This is a genomic window from Asticcacaulis sp. P2_C5 (genome assembly GCF_056404555.1).
Window position 1 is genome coordinate 145799 of record NZ_JBFUDU010000008.1, and the last position, 23765, is coordinate 169563.

Here is a 23765-nt window from a genome sequence, read left to right on the forward strand (position 1 = left end):
CGGCTACAGATGAATCATAAGCCACTGAAATAGTGGTAATTTTCAACGCGGAAAGCGCGGAAAAGTCGGAAAGACGCGGAAAATTCAGGGCAATACACACGTCCGCGCGAAGCGCTTTCTCACAAATTCGATATCACCAACACGGACGAATGCCCTTCGGGCAGAAGCTGCTCGACAAGCTCCCTTTCCGTGTCTTTCCGACTTTTCCGCGCTTTCCGCGTTGAAAATGACTGTAAGTTCAATGTCTTGCGCCGCAGAGGATGCCGCCCGCAGCTTGCGCCACGAAAAAGGCCCGGAGCGAACTCCGGGCCTTCATATTCTCAGCACAATCGCGACTGCTTAGTTAAAACGGCCGGGCAGTTGCACGATCGCCTTGTCGATGGAAGCGTCGCTGTCCATCTTGGCCGTGCGTTCGGCCAGAACGATCTCGGTCAGTTGCGTCGCCAGGTCGGTGGCGGCAGCCTTGACGTCGGCTGCGGCCTTGGCTTCGGCCTGGGCGATCTTGCGTTCGGCCAGTTCCTCACGGCGCTGGATCGATTCCGCCAGCTTCTCGCGGGCTTCCTTGGCCAGGCGTGTCGCTTCTTCCTCGGCCAGGGCGATGATCTCGCGCGCCTTCTGTTCAGCCGCCTGGCGCTGGGCCCGGATGCTGTTCAGCAGGTCGGTGGCTTCCTGGCGAATGCGGACGGCTTCGTCCAACTCGGCCTTGACGGCCTTGCCCGTATCGCCCAGCGAGGTCCACAGCTTGCCCGGGACCTTGGCGAAGACCAGGATCAACAGGAAGATGACGAGGGCGAGACGTACCCAGGTTTCGGCTTCGGTAAACAATTCCATTACGATACCTTTCCGAAGGCCGATTTCAGGGCAGCGGCCGTCGCGGCCTTGCCGGTCAGCTTTTCGATCAGGGCCTGGGCCGTGTCACCGGCAATGTCGGTGACATGGGCCATGGCGGCGTCGCGGGCCGCACGGATGCGGCTTTCGGCTTCCGACAGGCGCTGGTTCAGCTTCACGTCTTCGGCGGCGGTCAGGGCTGCGACCTCGGCATTGGAACGCGCCACGGCCTCGCTGGCCAGCTTGCGCGCCGCCGTGTGGGCTGCAGCCGTTTCGGCAGCCGCTTCGCGGGCCTGGGCTTCAGCTTCGTCACGGTTGGCGCGGGCATTGGCCAGGTCTTCGGCGATGGTCGAGCCGCGGTTGCCGATCACCTTGCGCAGACGCGGGGTGAAGACGGTGGCCATCAGCACGTAGAAGACCGTGAAGATCACCAGAAGCCAGACGATCTGGCCGGCCCAATGCTCGGTATTGAGCTGGGGCAGGCCGCCCGATTCATGGCTGTCCGCGTGCTCGGTCATGGCCGTTGTGCCGGCGGTGTGATCGGCAGCCGTGCCTTGGCCTTCGCCGGCCAGCGGCACCAGCGACACGACGGTCGTGGGCACCGAGGCGTCAGCGGAGGCAGCAACGCCTTCGACATCCGTCACAGCAGTAGAGGAGGCTGCGGTCATAACAGGTCCTTGAAGGCCCGTTCCGGCCAGTGGCCGGAAACAGGTTCAATTAGAGAGTGGGCTTACCGAACAGGATCAGCAGGGCGATAACGAAGGCGAAGATGCCGAGAGCTTCGGTCAGCGCCATGCCGATGAACAGGTTGGTTTGCTGCGTCTTGGCAGCCGACGGATTGCGCAGGGCGCCGACATAATAGTTGCCGAACAGGATGCCGAGGCCGATACCGGCACCGATCATGCCGAGGGTGGCCAGGCCGGCGCCGATGTACTTGAGGCCGATGGCGAAGAGGGTGGCGGATTGAACGTCCATTGGGGGTAGCTCCGTAAGTGATAGTCGAGTTGAGTGATTAGTGGTGGCCGATATTGACCACGTCACCGAGATAGACACAGGTCAGAACGGCAAACACGAAGGCTTGCAGATAGGCGACCAGGAATTCGAGGGTGGTGAGGGCGACGATGGTGCTGAACGACACCAGGCCGATGGCATAGCCGCCGAGGCCCAGGACAGCCGCCGAGACGATAAAGCCGGCGAAGACCTTCATGACGATGTGGCCGCCCAGCATGTTGCCGAAAAGACGAAGCGTCAGGGTGACCGGGCGCATGATGAAGGCCAGGATTTCGATCGGCACCAGCACGAACAGGATCGGCAATGGCACGCCCGACGGCACGAACATCTTGAAGAAGCCGAAGCCGTGGCGGACGAAGCCGACACCGAGTACGATCACGATCGTCATGGCGGCGAGGGTCAGGGTCACGGCGATCTGCGAGGTCGCGGTGAAGTAGGTGAACATCCCGACCAGGTTACAGCTGAGGATAAAGAGGAACAGCGTAAAGACGTAGGGCATGAACTGACGGCCGTCGTGGCCGATGATCGAATCGGTCAGGTCGTCGATCAGGCGGAACAGGCTTTCCGCCATCACCTGGCCGCGGCCGGGGATGATGCTGGCGCGCGCCGTGGTCAGGGCGAAGAACAGCAGGGTCGTCCCCACCGCGATAAGCATGGCCAGGACCGAATTGGTGATCGACATGTTGACATGCACGCCCGCAACGTCAAAGGCGGGAAGTTCATAGATCGTCTCGATCTGGAACTGGTGCAATGGATCGGCCATAAGCCCTCAACCTCTATATAAATTCAGCGCCTTGGAGGGCGCCGATTGAAATTTCACGGATGAGACCAGGGCTTCTGCCTTGTCTCAGGAAGAACCGGACTGACTGCGCTTCACGACCAGATAGATCGAAGCCACCATGCCCAGAAGAACGCCGATGATCATGCCCCAGGGCGTACTGCCCAACAGGTAGTGATCGACGACCCAACCCAGTCCAAGACCGCCCAGAATACCGCCCACCAACTCGCCCAAGACCTGCAGGCCTTGATTCGCACCGACTTCCGCGCTGGCGTCGACCGTTTTGCGCTGACGCGCTTCGGCCGCCTTGAGGCGGTCATCGAGATCCTTCAACTCGTCGTCGGTTGAAGGTCCGTTGGGAGGTTCATCTGTCACGGTCAGTACCACGCAGGCAGGACTGGCGGAAAACCAGCCTGGCTCGAACGCGGCGGAACCTACTGAAACGACTGCCAAAGGTCAAGCGCGTGCGGGGACAAAAGCCAAAACAAGGCATATTTATGCCATAATGGCTTCGGAAGTCCGTACAATATAACGTTTTTATGGCAGGTTTGGGGGCATTTTCGGCGGCTTTTACACCGATCAGGCCAAGTTCAGGCCCTGATCAGGCAACGTTTTCGGCGACCATCTCGGCTGCCTGCGACAGATCGACGCTCACCAGCTGCGACACGCCGCGTTCGCTCATCGTCACGCCGAACAGACGGTCCATCCGCGACATGGTGACGGGGTTGTGGGTGATGGCGATAAAGCGCGTCTTGGTCCGCGTGCGCATCTCGGCCAGCAGGCGGCAATAGCGATCGACATTGGCGTCGTCGAGCGGCGCGTCGACTTCGTCGAGCACGCAGACCGGCGCCGGATTGGCCAGGAAGACGCCGAAGATCAGGGCGGTGGCGGTGAGGGCCTGCTCGCCACCCGACATCAGGCTCATGGTCGACAGGCGCTTGCCCGGCGGGCAGGCGAAGATCTCGAGGCCGGCTTCGAGCGGATCGTCCGATTCGACCAGGCGCAGCTCGGCCGAGCCGCCGTCGAACAGGGTGACGAACAGGGTCTTGAAGTGCTCGTTGATGATATGGAAGGCGGCCAGCAGGCGTTCGCGGCCTTCGGCGTTCAGTTCGTCGATGCCGTCGCGCAGCTTGGCGATGGCGGTGATCAGGTCGGCGCGTTCGCGGCCCAGGGTATCGAGCCGGCCTTCATATTCGGCGGCTTCTTCCTCGGCGCGCAGATTGACGGCGCCGAGCGCATCGCGTTCGCGTTCCAGGCCGGACAGCAGTGATTCGGCGCCGGAAGCGTCGGCCGGGGTGGCAATAGCTTCTTCCTTCAGCCGCTTGCCCAGGTCGTCGGGCGTGCCGCCGGTCTGGTCCAGGATAACGGCTTCGAGATCGGCCGATTTCGACTGCATGGCTTCGAGGCGGGCCTGGGCGCCGGCGCGTTCTTCGCGGGCAGCCGAGGCTTCCTGTTCCAGGGTGCGCAGGTTGATATCGGCGTCGCGGCGGGCGGTTTCACCGGCATTGAGGGCGTCGCGCGCGGCATTGAGGCGCTTTTGCGCGGTTTCCAGCTGATCGACCAGGCTGACCCTTTTGGTTTCGAATTCGTGCGGCGCGGACTGCGACTGTTCCAGGGCGGCGCGGGCGGCGGCCTGGTCCTTTTCCAGCTTCATCAGGCGCGAGCCCGAATCCTGGGTCCGCCGCGTCCATTCGGCCAGTTCGCGGCTGAAGGTGCGTTCGCGGCCTTCGCGCGCCGAGCGGTTGCTCATTTCCTGGTCGAGGTCGGCGCGGGCGCGCATGACCGACTGGCGCTTGCCTTCGGCCATGGCGCGTGCCGAATGGAGCGACGCCTTCATGCCCGAGGTATCGATGGCGGCGGTTTGCGACGCCACGGCCAGCTTATAGAGGTGTTCCATCTCGCCATGGTCGCCGGACAAGCGCGCCAGGCTGGCTTCGAGACCTTCGAGGCGGGCTTCGTAATGGGTCTGCGCGCGCAGGCGCTCTTCCAGGGCCTGCTGGCGGTTGCGGGCAGCGCGTTCGAGGTCGGGCAGGCGATTGCGCGCCTGGCGGAGCGCGTCGTCGTGGCGAGCCTGCGCCTCAGCCGTCGTGCGTTGCGCCGTCTGGACCTCGGCAAAGCGCGGCCGCAGGGTAGCGATCTCGGCTTCAAGCTCGTCGTGGCGGTTGCGCTGGGCCAGGCGGACGGCCGCGGGTTTGGGCGCCTTGGCGCGGACGATCAGGCCGTCCCAGCGCCATAGGTCGCCTTCCTTCGAGACCAGGCGTGCGCCGACGGGCAGTTGCGCCTGCAGGCGGTCGCCGTCGCCGGCGGTGACGACGCCGACGGTGGACAGGCGCAGGGCCAGGGCGGCTGGGGCGCGGACATGGTCACGCAGCGGCGCGACCCCAAGGCCCGACAGGTCGATATGGGCGGCTTTCGATTCGAAATCCTCGCTCCAGAAGGCGAGGGCCTGGCTGTCCTTTTTCGATAGAGTGAGATTAAGGTCGTCCCCTAGGGCGGCGGCCAGGGCCAGTTCATAACCCTTTTCCGGACGGACTTCGTCGAGGACGGGCTTGGACGCCTTTTGGCCCCCCTGTAGTATTTGCGCCAGGCCGCGCGCTTCAGCGGTCAGGCGGCCCAACTGGTCTTCGATCTCGCGCATGGCCTTCCGGGCCTGGGCCTCGGCATTGACCAGGGCGACTCTTTCGGAGTCCAGGGTGTCGGTAGCCTTGCGCGCGGAATCTAAGTCGGTCTGGGCCTGGGCGGCCTGGGCCTTCAGGGTGTCGACGGCGGTATAGTCGAAATGGCCAAGCGCATTGCGTTCGTTGTGGGCGGTCTGAAGCTGGGCGGCGATGCGGTCGAAGCGTGACTTGGCTTCCTGCAGGCGAGCGGCTTCCAGACGCTGGCGCTCGACCTGGGCGGCCTGTTCGGCGGCCATGGCTTCAATGGCGGCGTCGGCCTGTTTGCGTTCAGCTTCGGCGGCGTCGAGCGCTGTGCGCAGTTCGGGTTCGCGCGACGGGGCGTCGGCAATCTCGGCCTGGACGCGGGCGAGAGCGGATTGCAGGCGTTCCAACTGGACGGAACCGTCGGACGACAGGTCGAGTTCGCGCTGGAAGTCGGTAGCCAGGCGTTTCAGTTCGGATTTCAGCCGTTCGATCTCGGCGGCGACCTGCTTTTCTTCGAGGTCGAGCCGTTCCTTTTCGATCGTCAGGCGGTGCATGACCGTGGCGGCGATGGCCTCTTCCTCGCGCAGGGGCGGGATGGCTTCGGTGGCGTTGATCTGGTCGGTCTGGGCCTGGGCGGCGGCACGGCCGGAGGTTTCGACGCGCAGGGATTGGGCCTGCATGTCGGCCATGGCCGTTTCGAGCAGGGCACGAACTTCCAGCCATTTGGCGTGGAGGATGGCCTTTTGCAGGGCGCGGATCTCGGCCGAGATCTTCTTGTACTTTTCGGCCTGGCGGGCTTCGCGTTTGAGGCGCGACAGGGCGGTGTCGAGTTCGCGGGCGATGTCGTCGAGGCGCGACAGGTTGGATTCTGCGGCGGTGAGGCGCAGTTCGGCTTCGTGGCGGCGGGTATGCAGGCCGGAAACACCGCCGGCTTCTTCGAGGACGCGGCGGCGGTTCTGCGGCTTGGCGGCGATCAGTTCGGAGATCTGGCCCTGGCGGACCAGGGCGGGCGAATTGGCGCCGGTCGAGGCGTCGGCGAAGAGCAGCTGGACGTCGCGGGCGCGGACCTCCTTGCCATTGATGCGGTAGGACGAGCCGGAGCCACGGTCGATGCGGCGGGCGACATCGAGCACGGGCTGGTCGGTAAAGGGCTGGGGGGCGAGGCGATCGGCATTGTCGATGGTCAGGGTGACTTCGGCCCAGTTGCGCGACGGGCGTTTGTCGGAGCCGGCGAAGATGACGTCGTCCATGCCGGCGCCGCGCATCGCTTTCGCTGACGTGGCGCCCATGACCCAGCGCAGGGCTTCGAGCAGGTTCGACTTGCCGCAGCCGTTTGGCCCGACAATACCGGTCAGGCCCGGGTCGATGCGGAACTCGGTCGCATCGACAAAGGACTTGAATCCCGAAAGCTTGATCTTCTGAAACTGCAAGGGGGGGGCCTGATACGCGCGGGAAGCGATGTTTACCGATTCTTTACGGTTATAATAGGGAGGGGTGCGCGCGGATGCAAATGGGGGCGCGGCTTCAGGACTACCTGCGCTCCAAAGCGCGAGGCCGCTTGCAGGGAGTAGGCGGCCTTACTGGTAATTAGTAGCGGGGTTAAAACCTTATTCTCTGACGACATTTATATAGGGACACGGATTGCGTAGACACGAAAGTGAGAATGCTCGATTGCTGGGCATTTATTCTATATGCACGTGTGTCAAACAGTGGCATTTTCATTATTATCTCGGTATCTAAGTTAGTGTCATCGCTTAATGAGAGAATGGTTAAAACGTGCAGACGCCTTTGAACGCTTCAGCAAGTAGCGCCGGTGCTTTATTTTCGAACGCCGTATTTGAAATTCCACCTTTTCAAAGAGAGTATTCCTGGGGAGAGGATGAGGTTTCTGATTTTTGGAACGATCTATGTAGCAACATAGATTCAGATTCGTATTTTCTCGGTCTAATAATATTGACTGATAGCGAGAAAAGGAAGCGTGTTGTAGATGGGCAGCAGCGAATAATGACGCTTACGCTTCTGGTAAATGCTATTTATCACGAGTGTCAAAGGCGTCAGAGGTTTGCGTTAGCGGATAGGATTCAAGCCGATTTTATACAAGCTATCGATTATGAGTCAGATAATACAGATCCCAGGGTCAAATTGTCTGATGAGCGGGACAATGATACTTTTCAAGCAATTATTGAGACCGGAAAAGCGCCAAAAGTTGCAGATAAGAATTCAGTATCGGCGAGAATTGTAGAATCCTATGAATATTTGTCGAGAAAATTGAAAGGTGATCTTGCCGAAGATCCTTTCAAACGCTTAGGTAAGTGGACGAAATTTCTCACAGAAAGGCTCTATTTTGCTGTTTTCGTGCATCCGGATCCATCATCTGCATATCAAGTGTATGAGGTAATAAATACGCGTGGCAAAGAATTAACTACTGCAGACTTACTAAAGAGTTATGTTTTAAGTCAAACTAATGAGACCAATCGCCAGCAACGGTATAGGGAATGGCAAATCATTCAGCGGCGGTTTGTCGACGAGGGGGCAAATAATTTTGTCCAATATATAAGACATGTAATAACTGTAGAGTCCGGGCACATCTTGCCTAAAGATTTATTTGGTTTTCTAGCTAATAGACTTACATTCCTAGGCAAGGAACCTCCGACAGTTCCTGAACTGATGCGGCTGCTGGAGTTGCGGCTGCCTCTATATCTTCAAATGATTGATCCGAGCCTCGATGGGCCTGCGGAACCGGGGGCGTTAAAAATTTTTTCTGCACTTAACAGCTTGGGAGTTATTGCAGTTCGACCGTTGCTCATTGCCATTTCTGGTGTCCCGGATTCTTTAACGGGTATGGAATACGTTTTGCGATTGGTCGTTCGTCGGATTGTCGTGGGGAATTTGGGAACTGGTAATGTAGAGCGACGATTTGGTGAGGCCGCAAAGAAAATTTCCGACACTGGTAAGTGGCAAAATATTGTTGGCGACTTGAGGGATTTAAATCCATCCAAAACTGATTTTATTTCACAACTCAAGAAAAGGTCATTTAATAAAAGCGTACTTTCATTTGTTAGAAGATCTATTATCGAGGGCGTATTGACGCCAACGAAATGGGGAAATCTTCATTTCATTTGGACGAAGCAAGCGGATCAATGGCACGATATGAGTGCTGAGGATGGAAGTTATTGGGCGTCGACCATTGGTAATACTATATTGGCTGCGACCGAAAGCCGTCCGAAAGATATTGATACATGGTATGACTTTAAAGAGGAATTTCTACCGCTAGCGATACGCGGTGAGTGGAGCGATAGACTCGATGAGGTGGATGAATGGGATGCTGACGCCGTGGAAGAGGTGGGCGAGGAATTGGCTCGGGCGGCAGCAGCGATCTGGTTTGAGGAATGAAATGCGGAGTAACGGTGACCGCGAAACGCAAATTATGGCGGTACTCAATCGTCAATCGAGTGTGGACGGTTTAAGCGCACTTGTTCGTGCTTATAAGCCAGAGGCACGTTCTATTGTTTTGGCGGAAACTGCGATAGTATTGGATTCGAGTGTGTTTCTAAGACTTGGATCGTACGATGACGTGATTGATTACTTAAATGTCGCGCATGCCGCGCCACTTGTATTGCCTGGTCAAGCTGTACAGGAATTTTGGAATAATAACTTAAATGTGACGGACTCAATTGCTACCGGAATAAGTAAAAAATTTGATGCGCTAAAAAGCGAGATAGAAAAAGTCGATAGCTCATTTCAAAATTTCTCTCAAAGATTTGATGCTTTGTTAGATGAGTTTAAGACTTCTTATGGGTACGCTTATGACGGCGGAACCGTTAGAAGAACTCATTCTTTGTTTGAACTTCTGCAGAGAAAAGCAATAATTTGTTATGTTTCTAGGGAAAAATTCGCATCTCTGGCAATTCATAGAAAAATGACGAAGACACCGCCTGGATTTCGAGATGAGGGTGATGGAGATTTTTTTGTATGGTTAGATATGCTCTGCGCTCTTCTGTTAGCTAAAGACCGAGGGTTTGCGTTTACCCAAGTCGTATTAGTCACAAATGACAAGAAGCCTGATTGGAGTCGAGAAGGGATAGCGCATCCGATCTTGAGTGCGGAATTAGCTGCTCTTCTCGATGTTTCTTTTGAAACATGGGATATCAAAAAGCTTGCTAGAGAAGTTGCTGCATACAGCGGGTAAGTTGCAAGAATCACTTTGTAGGGTGACCAAACTCCGGTGCCGACTGCGCGTTAACATAAGGTGTCGGTGTCGATATCGACTGCTTCCGCCAACTGTCCCGCACGCCTTCGGTAGAATTATGGGGACAGGAGCAATATTCCCCAACGTGTCAGACCATGCACTACCCAAGTACAGGGCGCTCAGAAGCGGTTACCCGACATGCTTCCTCACCCATTGCCAGAAGGCATCTTCCGAGTGGTCGTCATCCATCGAAGCCGGGTGCCGAACTATATCGATTGCCCTTGTGGGAATGGTGACTTGGAACACATTTGTTACCCAATCTCGGTAAGGCAGATTCGGTTCGACAATGAACTCTCCGCCGGTATTGGGCGGCTGAGAATAGGCGTCGCCCCAACAAATCTCGTCATATCCTATGGCTAACAGTCGGAGAAAATCGACCGGATCGTCAGCAAGAATGCAAAGCGTCACGGATCCTGAACCCGAACCCAAGTGAACAATTTTCTGAGTGCCATCGTCCGCCAACCAGAACGCGGCCATCGACCCATCACCGCCCGATTTCGCGAAGACGCAGAGTCGGTTCATGATCTCGGCATTGGTGGTTTTGAACCAATATCTTAAGTTCACATTGCCTTCCGCCGCAAAGTTAATGTCGGTTCCACCCGGTCGTCCATGATCGGTCCAACCGCGCTTCATTTCAGCTTCGGGAAAGAGGAACCCAATCCTGCCGTTTGGCGTGTCGACAAAACATTGCCGCGACTCGATCCACCGAAAGAGCAATTCGAGGGAGGGCGGCACTGTCATGCCAGCACACAGTGTCGAGCCGATTTGTTGTCCCAGCACGGAGCGCTTTCGTGCTTTGTATGCATCAAAAAGATTGGTGATCCCGCGCAGCATTTACCCCCCCCCAAGCAGGCGTTGTTCGTCCGATTAGCTACCTAATACAACCTTACGAAAAGGGCAAATTATGGGACATGGCCCTATGCCCCAATGCTTCCCGCACAGTGAAATGGCAAGACAGAAGGACAAAAACAATGGGGTCAGAGACATTTACTGAACGGCCTTCTGCCCCCTTTTCTGTGGACCCGTGGACCAATCGAGCCTAATTACCTCGTTTAAGCCTCGCCTGACCAGACAGTAGTGACCGTAATTCAAAAAGTCAAAATAACGTACGCCGTTCGGCGAGCGCCAATATTAAACTATGCAACGTCCCTGGAACCAGATTCCGCACTCCAGGTCCTATGGCCCAAATTTCTGTTGCTGGGGACATGCGCGTGTTGAAAAAAATATAAATACCTGTTCCGTCTTCAGCAAAGGGGAAAAAGGCTTTATCCTCCGTGCCCTCCTGTCCAAGCTTTCTGAGGCGTTTTGTGACTTCAACCACGTTATTCCAAATTGGAGGCTCCTTTTCTGAAGAATGTGGCAATCCATATATCTCGCCAACAGAAAGCAAAGCCGCTCCAAATTTTTTCAAAAACTCGGTATAATCAGCAGGAAATATCACATCTAGCGTTTGTTCAGCATCGTGAATGGCATCATCCCCACTTGGACCCGCGATTTCTCCGTCGGCACAAATCTTTTCGAATTCTAGCTGCGCCAAGTTCATATTTTCGGTCACGCGCAATATCTCATTTACTTGTCAAATCCTGCCAACGCTGTTGCCATATGCCCTTAGGGCAAATTAAAGTCACGAGCACTATGCCCCCATGCTTCCCGTGCAGTGAAATGGCAAGACAGAAAGAGCGGTTGATGCTCATTTCCGTCTCGCGGTTCCCAATTTTGCAATTCTGAGGAATTCCATCAGAGGCATTGCCAGGATATCGTCCATTGGTCTTGCATGCCCTCGACGGTGCCGCGGCCAAAATAGCCGACTCCTCCGTGGCCCCAGGCCCATTTCGCTTTTTCTTCGGAATCGATCTGGAAAACAAACTCCGGGGCGGCTGGATGGCCGTTCCAAGGCGCCCACCAGATTTCCGACTGAATAAGGGTCGGCCAGCCACCCAGCTTGAAGCCCGAGGCATTTGGGAAAAGATCAAAATACTGGTCGGAGAATTCGTCGGGCAGTTCGATCGGCACGTCTTCGTGGCATGGGAAGTCTTCCTCGATCACAGTTGCAGCCATGGGGAATGGTTTGATACGTGAGCCAGTCTCGATCGCATGAAGCGGGAGGAGGGCGTCCAAGTTCTTATAGGCGCGGAGGCACCAGGCTTCGCCGTTGGGTGTATCCAAGGGTAGGGTGTCGGGGCCTATGAAGACGGTAATGAAGGCGAGGTCATCGAGACGCGGGGGACGAAAAGGAAGCTTGGTTAGGTTGATCTGGCAAAGCGCATGCATCGGCCTGCCGTTATGCTGTGGCCAATCTTCTCCCGGGGCGCAAAGATTGACGCGGCCGAACCAACTGTCCGTTGGGTCATCAGACGGCCGGAAGCCGCCGACGATGAAGCGAATGGCGGGGCGCTTTAATTGGACGCGGAGGTCGTTCATCGGTGTCGTCGGCGCTTGAGTTGGAGGGCAGGTTCATTGCACCGGGCCGACGTCCATACCGTCATAGACCATTTGCATGTGAGCGGCGGCGAAAATGTAGAGTTCTTCGTTGCGGTTGAACAGGCTTTCAGCCGTATGGTGTTCAACCTTCTCGACATGAAGACCCCAACGCTCCGGAGCTACCTGGCGGATATCCACGACGCGGTAGCCCTTGGCGGCAAGCTCATCGGCGGCCTTGTCCAGTTGGTTGCGATAGGGGCTAATGAAGAAGTAACCCCAGAGGAGGTCCCCGTCGACGTTCCAAGGGGCGCGGGCCCTCATGTCGGCGAACATGGTATCAAGCTGAGCGCGCGGAATATGCGTGGATTGAGCCAAGGAGTCTCCTGCCGCAAAAATAATAGCGAGGCTCAGACATAAGGCGACGGCTTTCATGTACGGTTCCTCGGCTTTCGGTGAAAATCTCAATTAATGCTGTCGCAATTGCAAGATGAAATTGGATGACATACCGGATATGTGTGTCTTAGGTCACCGGAAGCCTTGCCGTAGGTGAACGTCTGGTAAAAGTGGGGACGCCGTTGGAGACGCATCATTTGGTCAAGGCCATCGTCGATATGGCGATATTTCTTGAGTATACTAACTCAGAGTTGCTCGATGAAGACGCTGCTATCGGAGCCCTGGAGCAGCTTGCCGCCGAGTTACAGCTTATGTCGCACGACGACCAGCAAGCGTTGAGCCGACAGATTATAGCTCTGGCTGAAGATTATGAACCGAAGCAACGACAGTTCGTTGCTGAGCTTCCAGGCATGTTGGGATTGGGATGAATGGAATTTAAGGGGTCAGAATTTAGAATTTAAGGGGTCAGAGTCGTTATCGACTGCTTCCGCCAAACCGTCCCGCATGCCATGGCGCGCGTGCGACTTCGTTGGAAAATGTGGGTTGGAAGATCGCTAGATTCGCGTCGAACGTCGTCTACCATATTGTCCGAATGGTTAGGAGGCGGGACTTCGGCGGCCGGCCGTGGTGTGCGTCGGACAGATGTCATATGACAGCCAGGGTAAAGCGAGACGACCGGGGTGGACCTCGAAGCAGATCGACCCGTCCGGCCAGACCTTCTTGTATATTTCAGACGATACGTCGTAGTCGCCGCCCTTGAATTACGGTAACATGATATCAATTGCGGAATTATTGATCCTGAAAAAGGTCGGATCGGCCCTTCGGCAGCTTGACCGCCCCCTGCCTTGGGACCACATTTTAGAGAATTGAGGCCACGTAATCGATGGCGCCTTGCCGACATTTTGGCCTGACGTTTGCTGCCACTGTTGTTTAATCGCGACGCGAAATCGCCACGCGAGCAGACCATCTCCTACATTGTCAAATGCGGCCGCACTTGCGCGTCGATCATCTTTCCCCGTCGCACCAGGGACAGGTGTGCCGTTTTCGCCGCCGCTTCTTCGGTCAACTGCCGGTGCAACTCATCGACGCCGGCAAGGGCGACGTCGTCCCAGCGCAGCAGGATATCGCCCGCCTGCAACGGCGACGGTTCCGACACCTCGCTGATCATCACCGCCGAAAGGTGCGGGTGGCCGGTGGCGCGCTGGACGCGGCGGTCGAGCATCACCGTTTGGGCGGCGACGCCCAGGCGTGATCGCCGCACCCGGCCGTCGCGCATCAACCGCATGGCGACGTCGAGGGCGGTATCGATGCCGATGGCGAAGCAGATGCCCTGGGCGCCGCCGGCCACGGCGGTGTTGATGCCGATGACCCGGCCCCAGCCGTCGACCAGCGGTCCGCCGGAATTGCCGGGATTGAGCGGCGCATCGGTCTGGATGACGCTATCGATCAGCCGCCCGGACTGCGAGCGCAGCGTCCGGCCCAGCGCGCTGATGATCCCGGCCGTCACCGTTGCCTGGTAGCCGAATGGATTTCCGACGGCGACGGCCAGCTGGCCGACACGCAAGGAGGACGACCGGCCCAGTTCGGCGCGGCTCAGGTGATCGCCGCTAACGCGCAATACGGCCAGGTCGGTCGCCGGATCGTCGCCGACCAAAGACGCTTCCAGTTCCCGCCCATCGGTCAGGGAGACGCGCAACGCCTTGGCATTGGCGACGACGTGGCTGTTGGTCATCAGGTAGCCATCGGGTGTGAACAGGACCGCCGAGCCATGGCCCATCGGTCGGCCGTTGGCGGCCAGGGCGTTGACCTTTGCGACGGCGGGACCGGCGCGGTCGAAGGCGCGCGCCACGGCTTCGGAATAGGGGGCCAGTGGCAGGTCGATATCTGGGTGCAGGGTTTGGGTCATGCCAACGAGATGAATTTCGGCCCGCCTGATTGCAACCCAGTCATTCAGCCGGGCGCGGTCCCGGCCATCCGGCCGGTTTCGCCACCGGGGTGCGCATGCGAAAACAGTCCCCATCTTAAGTCCCGGAGTATATGCCATGACCGCTTCCCCTAACATGACCGCTTCCCCCAATCCGCTCGCCGCCCTGTCCGATGCCCTGGCCGATCAGGCGGCCCAGGCCGCGCCGCGCGTCGCCGCTTTGCACATGCGGCACGGCCGCCACCTGACCGCCACCCTGTGGCGCGGGGACCTGGCTATCGCTTCGGAACAGACCCTGCCGCGTCGCGACTCGTTCCCGGCCACCTTGTCCGATGGTTCCGAAGCCGAAGCCACTGTCCTCGGCCGCGATGACAGCAGCAATATCGCCTTGCTGCGCCTGTCGAAGACAACGGGCCTTGAATCTCCGGCGGCCGGAGTCGCCCGTACCGGCGCTCTAGCGCTGGCAGTTGGAGCGCGCAAGGACGGCGGCGCCAGCGTCTGCCTCGGTGTTGTCAACCAGGTCGGCCCCGCCTGGACCAGCCAGGCCGGCGGACGCATCGATGCCTACGTCAAGGTCGATCTCGGCATGGCCATGTCCGAGGAAGGCGGGCCGGTGCTCGATGCCGACGGCGGCGTGGTCGGGGTGTCGGCCTTTGGGCCGCGCGGCCAGGTCCTTGTCATTCCGCACGCCACCATCGAACGCGTCATTCCTCAATTGCTGGAAGGCGGTCGGGTGGCGCGCGGCTGGATCGGCGCTGCCTTGCAGCCGGTGGCTGTGCCGGAACTCGGCGAAGAGGCGCCAGAACGCGGCCTAATGGTCATGTCGACCGTGCCCGATGCGCCGGCGGCCAGGGCGGGCGTGTTGTCGGGTGATATCGTCATCGCCATTGCCGGTCAGCCGGTGGCGCGCCGTCTGCGCGTGACCGCGCTGTTCGGCGCCGACAGCATCGGCCAGCCCATTGAACTGCGTCTGATACGTGGCGGAGCCATCCAGACTCTCACCGTCACCATCGCCGAAAGGCCGGCCGAATGACTGTTCCCGCCTTGTCCACCTCACGCCTGATTGCCGTCCATGTCGCGCCGGGCCTGAGCCTGCCCGACGGTCCGTTCATTGCCGTGCCGCACCCGGCGGTGGCCGAAGTCGTATTGGCCGGGCCGAACGGCGCGCCGGGAGTCGAAACCCCCGTCGTCGCCCTGGGCGGCAAGACGGCATCGGCTGGAAAGTTATCGGCCGACGCTTCAGCGGAGCAGATCGCTGCCGCGCTCCAGGCTGTCGCCACTGGCCTGATCGTGCGCACACCGGAAGGGACGACGGGCTTTGGCCCGGCCGCCGAACCGGCCCTGGGCGATTTGCTGACGCTGCGTGAGATCGAGGTGCTGAGCGCCATGGGCCAGGGCGCCTCGAACAAGCTGATCGCCCGCCAGCTCGGCATCTCGCTGCATACTGTCAAGTTCTACGTCGAGGCAGTGTTCCGCAAGCTCGACGCCCATTCGCGCGCCGAAGCGGTGGCCAAGGGGCTGTCCAAAACGCGCCGGGAAACTCTGTCGCTGTGACACCGCCCTCTTCATCCTGCGTCCGGCGTCACCCGGTCACAACAGTCACACCCCTATAGGGAGTGTGTGATCAGAATAAGGGGACAGGAGCAATTTTCTTCAATGTGTCCGATACCGCGAAACCGCACGACAGAAGGACTGGTTGATCCTCAGCATCTAATTCCAGGAAATCGCGGGCAGTCATCAGACCAGTTCCCATTCGATGGCAAATTCCTCAATATCGCGACCGGCTGTCAGGGCCAAGGCGGGGCTGCTGAGCACGTCACGCCGTAAAGCATCCACATCATCAGGGTTTCGGCACCATAGATTATGCCGCGGCAGGTCGCGGAGTCTTTCGTTGGGTTTGTATCGGAAAGTCATTTGAAGCTGACTGATCGTGGTATCGTCCTCGCCATTGGGCACGATAAACTGACGGGTCAGGTTCAGCTCGAAAAACTCACCCTTGCCCCAATCATAGCAGCCATACTGAAAGAGCAACATGTCGCTGTTCGGACCATCGCTTAGGCCCGTGGCCCGCTGCTCTGAATAGAAGCGCATAAACAAAACGAACATATGTGCGGCATCACTGTCAGAGCTCTCGCGTTCATGTGACAGGAAGCGGGTCAGGATATTTGCGGAGTCAGACGGTCTCATGCCGCAGTAGTAGCGCAGACCGCGTCGTCTGGTTGCACACAAATTGATATGGGAGGCGCTGAGGCCTCCCAGTTTTCTTCCTAGCGTACGACGAACGATGGGGCGACCGAGTACGCGTTCGAGACCAGCGATGAATCCGGTATCCTGAGTGGGAACACACTGCGCTACTTCATTGCCAACCACCAATTGCCGTCAAAGGTGCGATCAACGGTTTCCTGGGATTCGAAGGTAACGCCAATATCGAACAGATAGTCGTGGCCAGCTTTGCGAAATTCGACGCCGTATTTTTTGCGTGCCTTTTCAGCATAGCCGGTTTTGGCAATGATCGCATTCAGGCGCGCCCTGAGGGCTTCGTCAGAGAGCAGGCAATCCCGTTCGGTGTCAGTCCGGACACCGATCCAGAAGGCGGAGTCGAATTTGTAGCCAAAAGCGAAGACGTGCAGGACCTCAGTGCCGTCGCGTTGCACTTCGGCCTTGAGGCGTTTCTGGATATTTTTCGATATGTCCTTGAGCGAACTGAAAAACAGCATGGAGCCTCCCTTGATATTTCGGGCGCTGCCCGGGCTGACCGATCACGCACCGCACGACGCAGGTTTCAAATCCGATTCTACTGACCTTGCACGGTAGACGAATCCTTGCCGTCCGGTGGCGATAATGGTGGGGTTGCCGCGAGGCTGCCCCAGGTATAACCAGGAAGAAACGGGGCTCCGGGAATTTCAAAGGCATACATGTCCAGTCCGCATTTGCTGACCGATCCATTGTAATAGTCCGCCGGTTTGACGGTGTCTGCTGCCGTCGTACCGGCCAGAAAAGCTTTTACCGGTTCAAGCGCCAGGTCGGGTGTTCGGTTCTCCGACGCCATATCGATCGTGCCGGCATAGATGACGTCACCGGCCTTCACGTCAAAGGCCGGCGCGCCGAGGCACAGCACACTTATGCCGAGGGTGTTGATACGCCAGCGACCGGGAGGAACGGCCTCGATGAACCAGTCGGTTTTGTAACGGTTTTCGAGAAAGGCAAAAAAATCCGGATCGTGGTCCTGCAGCGAGGGTATGTCCTCGCCGTTCGGACCCAGACGAGAAATCGCAAGTGTTCTGTGCTTGGGAATGCTTATATTCACGACGCGCAGCACAATCAGCGCCGAGCCGGCGGGCGCCTTCGAAATATTGGCAAGGTTCACCGATTGCCCGATCTTGGCCGGCCATCGGGAGTCGATTTTGCCTCTTTTGAAATACAATGGGAACGATACGAGTTCGCGAGGAGGCCCGCTTTGCCCTTTCGCGGGACGGTTTTTCAGATCGTTGTTGATCTTCCAGCTTAGCTGCCCGTCATGAAAGAAGCGGGCATCGACCGGTGTGAACGATGAAGCCCGTATGGCGTCGTTGTTCCACATACGAGCGAGGCTGCCCTCGGGTGTCGCGGCGCCGATCCAGGGCGTCATTCGCGCCACGAGGTCAGCCAGTGGCAGGGCGGAAACCTCTATCCCTTCGACATTAGACAATCGCACGACGCGCCACCCCCGTGTCACCATGCAGTTTTCAACGTCAGCTGCTCCAGCCGCGATAAAGCCATCGTATAAAAGCAGGCCAGCGTGTATTGGAGAATCGCCGGCATTGGGGTCGACTTCAAAAGGGACGGCGGCCGCGCAGGCTGCAAGATCTGCGTTGTGTGTAGCCAGGTCGGCGCCAGGCCGATTGAAATAGACATATCCCGAGGAAGCCAGATGCAGATTGAGCGGTTCGGCCTTTGCCATTTTGGCTAAAGCCAAGAGAGCGAGAACGCAGGCACCCCATTTGCCCATTTTCATTTGCTATTCCTTCAGGTGAATGCCCGACCATATACGAGCTTGGTTTGGCGCCGAATATTGCATGGGCAATGCCGGCAATTGCCCTTCAGTTTGTCATAGCGCTTTCACGCTCATCACATCAAGCCGCAGCATCTGCATGATTGAGGGGACAGGTGCACTATCCCCCAATGCTTCCGGCTCCGCGGACGTCACTTCTGCGTCGTTGAGGCCACGCCCGGTATGGTCGAAATCCTGAGTTTATCGGCGGCGCGGCCTTTCGACGGCCTATAATTCGTCTCTGGCCGAAAGGCCGTAGCTGCGAACGCTTCAGCGGCACCCGCAGTCAAGCTCAATCCGGCAATGACGGCAGGATTTCGAATGCCATGCGGTGCGGGGGCGCGCCGCCATTGCACGTTGATGCCGGACAGGCCGAGATCGCCACGGCCAGGTCCATCTCGGCGCGGAATTCGATGGATGAGCCGGGAACGGATTTCGGCGGCAGGACTGACAAGGTCCCGTCACTCGCCACCTCGGTCACCATGAAGACATTGAACGCGGTCGGCAACGGCCCAGGTTCGATGCCCAGGTCGCGCAAGGCGCGCCCAAGATTGTCCACGCAATTGGGATGGTCATCCAGGCCGTACTGGAGGCGGTACATTTCGGTGCTGCACGAAACATACAGGAAGTCGTGGCGGCCGGTATCGTCACCGATAATCGTCAGCATCGGCCGACTGGCGTCGGACCACAGGATATCGCCGGTCGTCAGATTGATCTTGCCGTTATAGTCGAAACTGCGGCCGTTCGACAACCGCTCGCGGCCGTCGGCGGAATAGACCATCAAGTCACCGGACTGCCCGCCCTCGATATCGACAATGCGCAGACGCTCGCCGCGGCGCATACGAACACCGATGCTGCCGCCGGCCGGCACGTCGCTTAATTGTGTCATGTCCCGTTCCTCGACGCGCGATGCCCGGAAGCTATTCTTCTGGACCCCGCCGGCGCCGTCAATGGGGATTTGGATGTTGGATCTCAGTTACGCCATCGTGCAACATTCCGCTTTCACGTTCTCGGGCCGGCAATATCATCGACAACGTCGGCAATGACGGAATCCGCCAGGGCTTCATCACTGATCACACGCGACAATATCATGGCTCCGACCATTTCAGCCAGGATGGCCGCCGGCGCGCGATGGCCGCCTTCGCGTCGTCGTGCACTCTGAATAAGCTCCAGTTGCGCAAGATAGCCTTTTATGGCTGCCGTAAAGACGCCGCGCAGGGCGGGATCGTCGCGCCGCGCCGCATCCGCGGCCAGCGCCGGCAGGATACAGCCCGTGCCTGGGTCATCGCGATGTTCCGGCGAGACATAGCGCTCGATAAGCGCGCGGAACGGGTCCGGCGGCTGTTTTGCCAATTCCTCTATCAGGACGCCTGTTGTCTCCGCGATGGCCCTTTCACTCGCCTTGACGGCAAGATCGTCTTTTGACTCGAAGTGTCGATAAAATCCTCCATGAGTCAGGCCAGCCGCCTTCATGATATCGGCTACGCCAATGCCGTCGAAACCACGTTCACGCAGCAGGCGTGCCGCCGTTTCAATGACCTGCTCGCGGTTCTCCAGTTTCTTTTCTTGCGATACCTTCATTGGCTCACTCCGTTTGCGGCGGAAACGCCGTGCGTTGTGCACGATACCTCCGCCGAGCACGCACGTCCCTCATTTCCGCAAAATCTCGCTTGACATTTTTGATGACGTAAATCATCTATAACATATGATGACGATCGTCATCAATAAAAATAGTGGCCTGAAAAGGTGTCGCTACTGGCCGCCGCGGTGGGTGCCGCGCATCACGAAAAGGGTAAGACCATGGCTATTTCCAAAGCGAAAGCGCGCCAAAAGACCGCGTTCCTGACCGGAGCATCGAGTGGCATCGGCAAGGCCGCGGCTGCGGCGCTGGCCAGGGCCGGTTACCGCGTCATCGGAACCAGCCGCAATGCGGTCCCCGGCGAAGTGCGCGACGGCATCCGGATGATTGCCTGCGATGTCACGTCCGACGACTCCGTCGCGGCGGCGGTCACCCAGGCGCATGCCGAGCTCGGTCATATCGACCTACTGGTCAACAATGCCGGATTCGGCGTGACGGGGGCGGCCGAAGAAAGCTCAATCGCGCAGGTCAACGCTTTGTTCGAGACAAATTTTTATGGCGTCGTGCGGGTGACCAATGCGATTCTGCCGATCATGCGCCAGCAAAAAGGCGGCAGGATCCTGAATATTGGTTCCATACTAGGCCTCTCACCGGCTCCCTACGGCGCCTATTACTCGGCAAGCAAGTTCGCCGTCGAAGGCTACTCCGAATCCCTTGATCACGAGGTGCGCGAGTTTGGCGTGCGCATCGTTGTCATTGAGCCGGGGGCGACGCGTACATCCTTTGAAGCCAGTAACACGCCGGGCGACAGACCGATTGCGGCCTACGCGACAAGCCAGGCAAAATATCGAATCGCCTTTGGTCAGGCCATGGCGGCTGGTGATTCACCGGCGGAGGTCGCGGCAACCATCGTAAAGGCGGCGCGCGACAGAACACCACGCCTGCGCTACGCGTCCGGCAAGGCAGCCCGGCAGGTCGCGTTCGCCCGCCGCTTCGCGCCTCGCGCCCTTTTTGACAAGATTCTGCACAAACAATTCGGCCTGGCGTAAACAATGACCCGTTCTGTCAACACCTCCGAACCAGCTACCCGCTATGTCGATGCCCCAAATCGGTCGATCGATGTCGACGGGACGACCTTTGCTTACCGCGAACTCGGCCCAAGGGCCGGTGTGCCGCTCATCCTTCTCAATCATTGGGGCGCGGTTCTCGACAATTTCGACCCCAGGATTGTCGATAGCCTGGCCAGCCGTCACAACGTCATCGCCATCAATTATCGTGGCGTCGGCGCCTCGGGGGGCAGGGCGCCCTTGACCGTCGACGAAATGGCGCGCGATGCGATTGCCCTGATCCGGGCATTGGGATTCGAGAAGGTCGATCTGTTCGGTTTTTCCCTCGGCGGATTTGTGGCGCAGGATATCGCGCTGAAGGCACCGGGCCTGGTGAGAAAACTCATCCTGACCGGCACGGGACCTGCGGGCGGCAAGGGTATCGACAAGGTCGGCCCGGTCTCATGGCCGCTGATATTCAAGGGCCTGTTGACGCGACGCGACCCGAAAACCTTCCTGTTTTTCACCTCCACGAAGACTGGCCGGCAGGCCGCGAAAGCCTTTTTACAACGTCTCGAAGAGCGCAAGACCGGCCGGGACAAGGCGCTCACGAACAGCGCTCTCCTGCGTCAGCTCAAGGCGATCACGGCCTGGGGCCGGCAGCCACCCCAGGATCTTAGCGGCATTCGCATCCCGGTTCTCATCGCCAATGGCGACAACGACATCATGGTGCCAACCGTCAACAGCGTTGACATGGCGCAGCGCATTTCGAACGCGCAACTCGTTATCTACGAAGACGCCGGACATGGCGGCATTTTCCAGTATCACGCCGATTTCGTATCCAAGGCCTTGTCCTTCCTGGCGCTTTAGCGCCCACTACAACACTAAAACCGGAGAAAGCCCCATGAAGGCGTTCGTTGTCGATAAATACGAGAAAAACGGCGTCCTGCGCCTGGCCGACCTGCCGGAGCCGAAGGTGAGGGCCGATGAAGTTCTGGTTCGGATTCACGCCACGGCTGTCAACCTGCTCGATTCCAAAGTCCGGGACGGCGAATTCAAAGCCCTGCTGCCCTATCGTCCGCCGTTCGTCCTCGGGCACGACCTTGCCGGAACCGTCGTTCGCGTCGGTTCAAACGTCCGGACTTTCAAGCTGGGCGATGAGGTTTATGGCCGGCCGCGCGACCACCACGTCGGAACCTTCGCAGAGGCCATCGCCGTCAATGAAGCCGACTTGGCGCCAAAGCCCGCGAACCTGTCGATGCCTGAGGCAGCGTCCCTTCCGCTGGTCGCCCTGACCGCCTGGCAGGCGCTCGTCGAAGTGGGCAAGCTCAAGCCCGGCCAAAAGGTCTTCATCCAGGCCGGATCGGGCGGCGTTGGCACTTTTGCCATCCAGCTCGCCAAACATCTGGGCGCAACGGTTGCAACCACCACCAGCGCGACGAATGTCGACCTGGTCAATCGCCTCGGTGCCGATGTGGTCATCGACTATAAGGCGCAGGACTTCGAGGAGGTTCTGTCGGACTACGATCTGGTCCTGAACAGCCAGGACCCTGCCACCCTCGAAAAGTCGCTGCGCGTGCTCAAGCGCGGCGGCCTGGCTATCTCGATTTCCGGTCCACCCGACCCTGCCTTTGCCCGCAGTCTTGGCTTGAACCCGATACTGCAATTCGTCATGGGCATGCTCAGCGGCAAGGTCCGCAAGCAGGCGCGCAAACTCGGCGTCGGCTACACCTTCCTCTTCATGCGCGCGAGTGGCCAACAACTGCGGGACATCACCGCCCTGGTCGAAGCCGGCGCTATCCGGCCTGTCGTCGACAAGGTGTTCCCGTTTGAAGAGACCGGCGAGGCCCTGGCCTATGTCGAAGGCGGCCGCGCCAGGGGCAAGGTTGTCATCACTCTGGAGCCGTCATGACTAGTCTCGTTGTTGATTGCGGTGATCAATAAGATGAAGGTCTGCACGCCTTGTCGGTAAGTTATTCTGCTATGGGGCAAAACCCACAGTCTGACCTCGCTCGATAGGTTTATAAAGGCTCGCCTCGACGTCTTCGGACATCTGGATACGATCCGACACTAACGCGGCTTTACGCTGACAACATCGAGCCGAAGCATTTGGCCCGCCAGGGGCGTATCCGTAACACCTTCGATCATCTGCTGCCGGTCCGCGTGGCCGTGGTCACCGTTGTCGATCTGACGGTCATTGCCGTCGATCACCTGGATGGTCACGCTTGCTCCCGCCGCGACGCGAATGGGCGCCTCGAAGTCTTCCTTGTAGATGGTGTGCGACACCTTTGGATAGTTGTTCAGCGTGTAGGTCTGCTGCGGCGACGACACATCGATACGCCACTGCGAATAATCCGGGGTGCTGGTCTGCCCACCGGTATACAGATAGGGATGCGCCGGATCTGGCGCTGCGCCGCCTTGCATGGCGGTCGGTTCAAACAGGCCGCGCACCCGCAGCGTCACGTCATAGGTTGTCCCGGCCTTGCCGCCGAAGACGAAGGACGTTTCGTGGTGGCGCGCGTGCAGGCAGGTATCGGGTTGGGCGACGTTCTCGCCGATGCATTCGTCATGCAGGAAGACGCCGTGAAACCCCTGGGCGGCCGTGCGCAGATCAGAGGCGGGGGCGGTTGCGCAACCGGCCAGCAACACTGTGAGCGCCCATAAGACTGTTGTACGCATGCTGTCTCCCCTGATTTTGGCTGTGCCTTGGCGGCGGCGCGATTGCGGGCATGATAGCAGGCTTTGGCGCGAGGCCAAGGGCGTGTCGGCAACGGCAGGTAAGGCAGGGTAGGGAAGGTAAGCAAGAATCCCCACCACCATGCTTCAGCCTGCGCTTCACTTCGTTACGCTTGGCTTGGCATGGT

General features: G+C 58.7%; 25 protein-coding genes. 8 read left to right on the forward strand and 17 right to left on the reverse strand.

Annotated elements, in window-relative coordinates:
* Nucleotides 1-339: 339 nt before the first annotated feature.
* The 6 genes from AC1DXO_RS15375 to smc form a co-directional block, all read right to left on the reverse strand.
* The gene (locus tag AC1DXO_RS15375) at nt 340-831 is read right to left on the reverse strand and encodes a F0F1 ATP synthase subunit B family protein (RefSeq protein ID WP_476979047.1); all 492 of its coding nucleotides are present in this window, start codon (nt 829-831) and stop codon (nt 340-342) included.
* On the reverse strand, nt 831-1496 hold the full coding sequence (locus AC1DXO_RS15380) for a F0F1 ATP synthase subunit B family protein (protein WP_476979048.1): 666 nt from the start codon (nt 1494-1496) through the stop codon (nt 831-833). Before AC1DXO_RS15380 ends, AC1DXO_RS15375 begins: the two co-directional genes overlap by 1 nt.
* 49 nt (nt 1497-1545) lie before the next feature.
* Nucleotides 1546-1803 carry a F0F1 ATP synthase subunit C gene (locus AC1DXO_RS15385; RefSeq protein WP_476979049.1) on the reverse strand — a complete coding sequence of 86 codons (258 nt, stop codon included), beginning with the start codon at nt 1801-1803 and terminating at the stop codon, nt 1546-1548.
* 37 nt (nt 1804-1840) lie between these two features.
* Nucleotides 1841-2602 (reverse strand): F0F1 ATP synthase subunit A, encoded by a 762-nt coding sequence (locus AC1DXO_RS15390; RefSeq protein ID WP_476979050.1) that lies wholly within the window; start codon nt 2600-2602, stop codon nt 1841-1843.
* Between the two features lie 84 nt (nt 2603-2686).
* Nucleotides 2687-2992, reverse strand: a complete 306-nt coding sequence (locus AC1DXO_RS15395) for an AtpZ/AtpI family protein (RefSeq protein WP_476979051.1) — start codon at nt 2990-2992, stop codon at nt 2687-2689.
* 226 nt (nt 2993-3218) lie between these two features.
* Nucleotides 3219-6689 carry a chromosome segregation protein SMC gene (smc, locus tag AC1DXO_RS15400; RefSeq protein ID WP_476979052.1) on the reverse strand — a complete coding sequence of 1157 codons (3471 nt, stop codon included), beginning with the start codon at nt 6687-6689 and terminating at the stop codon, nt 3219-3221.
* A 358-nt stretch (nt 6690-7047) separates the two neighbouring features.
* On the opposite strand from smc, the gene AC1DXO_RS15405 reads away from it, so the two are divergent.
* The gene (locus tag AC1DXO_RS15405) at nt 7048-8652 is read left to right on the forward strand and encodes a DUF262 domain-containing protein (RefSeq protein WP_476979053.1); all 1605 of its coding nucleotides are present in this window, start codon (nt 7048-7050) and stop codon (nt 8650-8652) included.
* Nucleotides 8653-8686: 34 nt separating this feature from the next.
* The gene (locus AC1DXO_RS15410) at nt 8687-9448 is read left to right on the forward strand and encodes a PIN-like domain-containing protein (protein WP_476979054.1); all 762 of its coding nucleotides are present in this window, start codon (nt 8687-8689) and stop codon (nt 9446-9448) included.
* A gap of 189 nt (nt 9449-9637) precedes the next feature.
* On the opposite strand, the gene AC1DXO_RS15415 is transcribed toward AC1DXO_RS15410, so the two are convergent.
* The 4 genes from AC1DXO_RS15415 to AC1DXO_RS15430 all read right to left on the reverse strand — a co-directional run bounded on the left by AC1DXO_RS15415 (nt 9638) and on the right by AC1DXO_RS15430 (nt 12361).
* Nucleotides 9638-10342: a hypothetical protein gene (locus AC1DXO_RS15415; protein WP_476979055.1), complete on the reverse strand. Its 705-nt coding sequence runs from the start codon at nt 10340-10342 to the stop codon at nt 9638-9640.
* A gap of 262 nt (nt 10343-10604) precedes the next feature.
* Nucleotides 10605-11063 carry an SMI1/KNR4 family protein gene (locus tag AC1DXO_RS15420; protein WP_476979056.1) on the reverse strand — a complete coding sequence of 153 codons (459 nt, stop codon included), beginning with the start codon at nt 11061-11063 and terminating at the stop codon, nt 10605-10607.
* Nucleotides 11064-11245: 182 nt separating this feature from the next.
* Nucleotides 11246-11929 carry a DUF1963 domain-containing protein gene (locus AC1DXO_RS15425; protein WP_476979057.1) on the reverse strand — a complete coding sequence of 228 codons (684 nt, stop codon included), beginning with the start codon at nt 11927-11929 and terminating at the stop codon, nt 11246-11248.
* A gap of 33 nt (nt 11930-11962) precedes the next feature.
* A complete protein-coding gene (locus AC1DXO_RS15430; RefSeq protein ID WP_476979058.1) occupies nt 11963-12361 on the reverse strand; it encodes a ribonuclease E inhibitor RraB in 399 nt (132 codons plus the stop codon).
* Nucleotides 12362-12519: 158 nt separating this feature from the next.
* On the opposite strand from AC1DXO_RS15430, the gene AC1DXO_RS15435 reads away from it, so the two are divergent.
* Nucleotides 12520-12750: a hypothetical protein gene (locus AC1DXO_RS15435; RefSeq protein ID WP_476979059.1), complete on the forward strand. Its 231-nt coding sequence runs from the start codon at nt 12520-12522 to the stop codon at nt 12748-12750.
* 542 nt (nt 12751-13292) lie between these two features.
* On the opposite strand, the gene AC1DXO_RS15440 is transcribed toward AC1DXO_RS15435, so the two are convergent.
* A complete protein-coding gene (locus AC1DXO_RS15440) occupies nt 13293-14228 on the reverse strand; it encodes a S1C family serine protease (RefSeq protein WP_476979060.1) in 936 nt (311 codons plus the stop codon).
* Nucleotides 14229-14364: 136 nt separating this feature from the next.
* Between AC1DXO_RS15440 and AC1DXO_RS15445 the strand changes: the two genes are divergently transcribed.
* Nucleotides 14365-15279 (forward strand): S1C family serine protease, encoded by a 915-nt coding sequence (locus tag AC1DXO_RS15445; RefSeq protein WP_476979061.1) that lies wholly within the window; start codon nt 14365-14367, stop codon nt 15277-15279.
* Complete coding sequence (locus tag AC1DXO_RS15450; RefSeq protein WP_476979062.1) at nt 15276-15800, forward strand: helix-turn-helix transcriptional regulator; 525 nt, start codon at nt 15276-15278, stop codon at nt 15798-15800. The genes AC1DXO_RS15445 and AC1DXO_RS15450 overlap by 4 nt, the downstream gene beginning before the upstream one ends.
* Before the next feature lie 183 nt (nt 15801-15983).
* Here the strand turns inward: AC1DXO_RS15450 and AC1DXO_RS15455 are convergent, their stop codons facing one another.
* The 5 genes from AC1DXO_RS15455 to AC1DXO_RS15475 form a co-directional block, all read right to left on the reverse strand.
* Nucleotides 15984-16352 carry a hypothetical protein gene (locus tag AC1DXO_RS15455; protein WP_476979063.1) on the reverse strand — a complete coding sequence of 123 codons (369 nt, stop codon included), beginning with the start codon at nt 16350-16352 and terminating at the stop codon, nt 15984-15986.
* Between the two features lie 245 nt (nt 16353-16597).
* Nucleotides 16598-16963, reverse strand: a complete 366-nt coding sequence (locus AC1DXO_RS15460) for a hypothetical protein (RefSeq protein ID WP_476979064.1) — start codon at nt 16961-16963, stop codon at nt 16598-16600.
* A 77-nt stretch (nt 16964-17040) separates the two neighbouring features.
* On the reverse strand, nt 17041-18240 hold the full coding sequence (locus AC1DXO_RS15465; protein WP_476979065.1) for a hypothetical protein: 1200 nt from the start codon (nt 18238-18240) through the stop codon (nt 17041-17043).
* Nucleotides 18241-18568: 328 nt separating this feature from the next.
* The gene (locus AC1DXO_RS15470; RefSeq protein WP_476979066.1) at nt 18569-19165 is read right to left on the reverse strand and encodes a DUF1989 domain-containing protein; all 597 of its coding nucleotides are present in this window, start codon (nt 19163-19165) and stop codon (nt 18569-18571) included.
* A gap of 113 nt (nt 19166-19278) precedes the next feature.
* Nucleotides 19279-19857, reverse strand: a complete 579-nt coding sequence (locus AC1DXO_RS15475; protein WP_476979067.1) for a TetR/AcrR family transcriptional regulator — start codon at nt 19855-19857, stop codon at nt 19279-19281.
* Nucleotides 19858-20076: 219 nt separating this feature from the next.
* Here AC1DXO_RS15475 and AC1DXO_RS15480 point away from each other — a divergent pair, with 219 nt between their 5' ends.
* Genes AC1DXO_RS15480 through AC1DXO_RS15490 form a run of 3 tightly spaced genes read left to right on the forward strand, consistent with a single transcriptional unit; the run spans nt 20077 to nt 22813 of the window.
* Entirely contained in the window at nt 20077-20904 is an 828-nt protein-coding gene (locus tag AC1DXO_RS15480; RefSeq protein ID WP_476979068.1) for an oxidoreductase, read from the forward strand.
* Between the two features lie 3 nt (nt 20905-20907).
* A complete protein-coding gene (locus tag AC1DXO_RS15485) occupies nt 20908-21771 on the forward strand; it encodes an alpha/beta fold hydrolase (RefSeq protein WP_476979069.1) in 864 nt (287 codons plus the stop codon).
* A gap of 34 nt (nt 21772-21805) precedes the next feature.
* The gene (locus AC1DXO_RS15490) at nt 21806-22813 is read left to right on the forward strand and encodes an NADP-dependent oxidoreductase (RefSeq protein WP_476979070.1); all 1008 of its coding nucleotides are present in this window, start codon (nt 21806-21808) and stop codon (nt 22811-22813) included.
* A gap of 158 nt (nt 22814-22971) precedes the next feature.
* Here AC1DXO_RS15490 and AC1DXO_RS15495 read toward each other — a convergent pair whose 3' ends face one another.
* Nucleotides 22972-23580 carry a hypothetical protein gene (locus AC1DXO_RS15495; protein WP_476979071.1) on the reverse strand — a complete coding sequence of 203 codons (609 nt, stop codon included), beginning with the start codon at nt 23578-23580 and terminating at the stop codon, nt 22972-22974.
* Between the last annotated feature and the right edge of the window lie 185 nt (nt 23581-23765).

Bases quoted from the DNA above. Each gene is read 5' to 3' on its own strand.
- AC1DXO_RS15430 (WP_476979058.1), bottom strand. From the start codon at position 12,361: ATGAAAGCCGTCGCCTTATGTCTGAGCCTCGCTATTATTTTTGCGGCA.
- AC1DXO_RS15410 (WP_476979054.1), top strand. From the start codon at position 8,687: ATGGCGGTACTCAATCGTCAATCGAGTGTGGACGGTTTAAGCGCACTT.
- AC1DXO_RS15495 (WP_476979071.1), bottom strand. From the start codon at position 23,580: ATGCGTACAACAGTCTTATGGGCGCTCACAGTGTTGCTGGCCGGTTGC.
- AC1DXO_RS15465 (WP_476979065.1), bottom strand. From the start codon at position 18,240: ATGAAAATGGGCAAATGGGGTGCCTGCGTTCTCGCTCTCTTGGCTTTA.
- AC1DXO_RS15460 (WP_476979064.1), bottom strand. From the start codon at position 16,963: ATGCTGTTTTTCAGTTCGCTCAAGGACATATCGAAAAATATCCAGAAA.
- AC1DXO_RS15375 (WP_476979047.1), bottom strand. From the start codon at position 831: ATGGAATTGTTTACCGAAGCCGAAACCTGGGTACGTCTCGCCCTCGTC.
- AC1DXO_RS15380 (WP_476979048.1), bottom strand. From the start codon at position 1,496: ATGACCGCAGCCTCCTCTACTGCTGTGACGGATGTCGAAGGCGTTGCT.
- AC1DXO_RS15490 (WP_476979070.1), top strand. From the start codon at position 21,806: ATGAAGGCGTTCGTTGTCGATAAATACGAGAAAAACGGCGTCCTGCGC.
- AC1DXO_RS15450 (WP_476979062.1), top strand. From the start codon at position 15,276: ATGACTGTTCCCGCCTTGTCCACCTCACGCCTGATTGCCGTCCATGTC.
- AC1DXO_RS15415 (WP_476979055.1), bottom strand. From the start codon at position 10,342: ATGCTGCGCGGGATCACCAATCTTTTTGATGCATACAAAGCACGAAAG.
- AC1DXO_RS15485 (WP_476979069.1), top strand. From the start codon at position 20,908: ATGACCCGTTCTGTCAACACCTCCGAACCAGCTACCCGCTATGTCGAT.
- AC1DXO_RS15445 (WP_476979061.1), top strand. From the start codon at position 14,365: ATGACCGCTTCCCCTAACATGACCGCTTCCCCCAATCCGCTCGCCGCC.
- AC1DXO_RS15480 (WP_476979068.1), top strand. From the start codon at position 20,077: ATGGCTATTTCCAAAGCGAAAGCGCGCCAAAAGACCGCGTTCCTGACC.
- AC1DXO_RS15440 (WP_476979060.1), bottom strand. From the start codon at position 14,228: ATGACCCAAACCCTGCACCCAGATATCGACCTGCCACTGGCCCCCTAT.
- AC1DXO_RS15385 (WP_476979049.1), bottom strand. From the start codon at position 1,803: ATGGACGTTCAATCCGCCACCCTCTTCGCCATCGGCCTCAAGTACATC.
- AC1DXO_RS15390 (WP_476979050.1), bottom strand. From the start codon at position 2,602: ATGGCCGATCCATTGCACCAGTTCCAGATCGAGACGATCTATGAACTT.
- AC1DXO_RS15425 (WP_476979057.1), bottom strand. From the start codon at position 11,929: ATGAACGACCTCCGCGTCCAATTAAAGCGCCCCGCCATTCGCTTCATC.
- AC1DXO_RS15470 (WP_476979066.1), bottom strand. From the start codon at position 19,165: ATGACACAATTAAGCGACGTGCCGGCCGGCGGCAGCATCGGTGTTCGT.
- AC1DXO_RS15475 (WP_476979067.1), bottom strand. From the start codon at position 19,857: ATGAAGGTATCGCAAGAAAAGAAACTGGAGAACCGCGAGCAGGTCATT.
- AC1DXO_RS15455 (WP_476979063.1), bottom strand. From the start codon at position 16,352: ATGTTCGTTTTGTTTATGCGCTTCTATTCAGAGCAGCGGGCCACGGGC.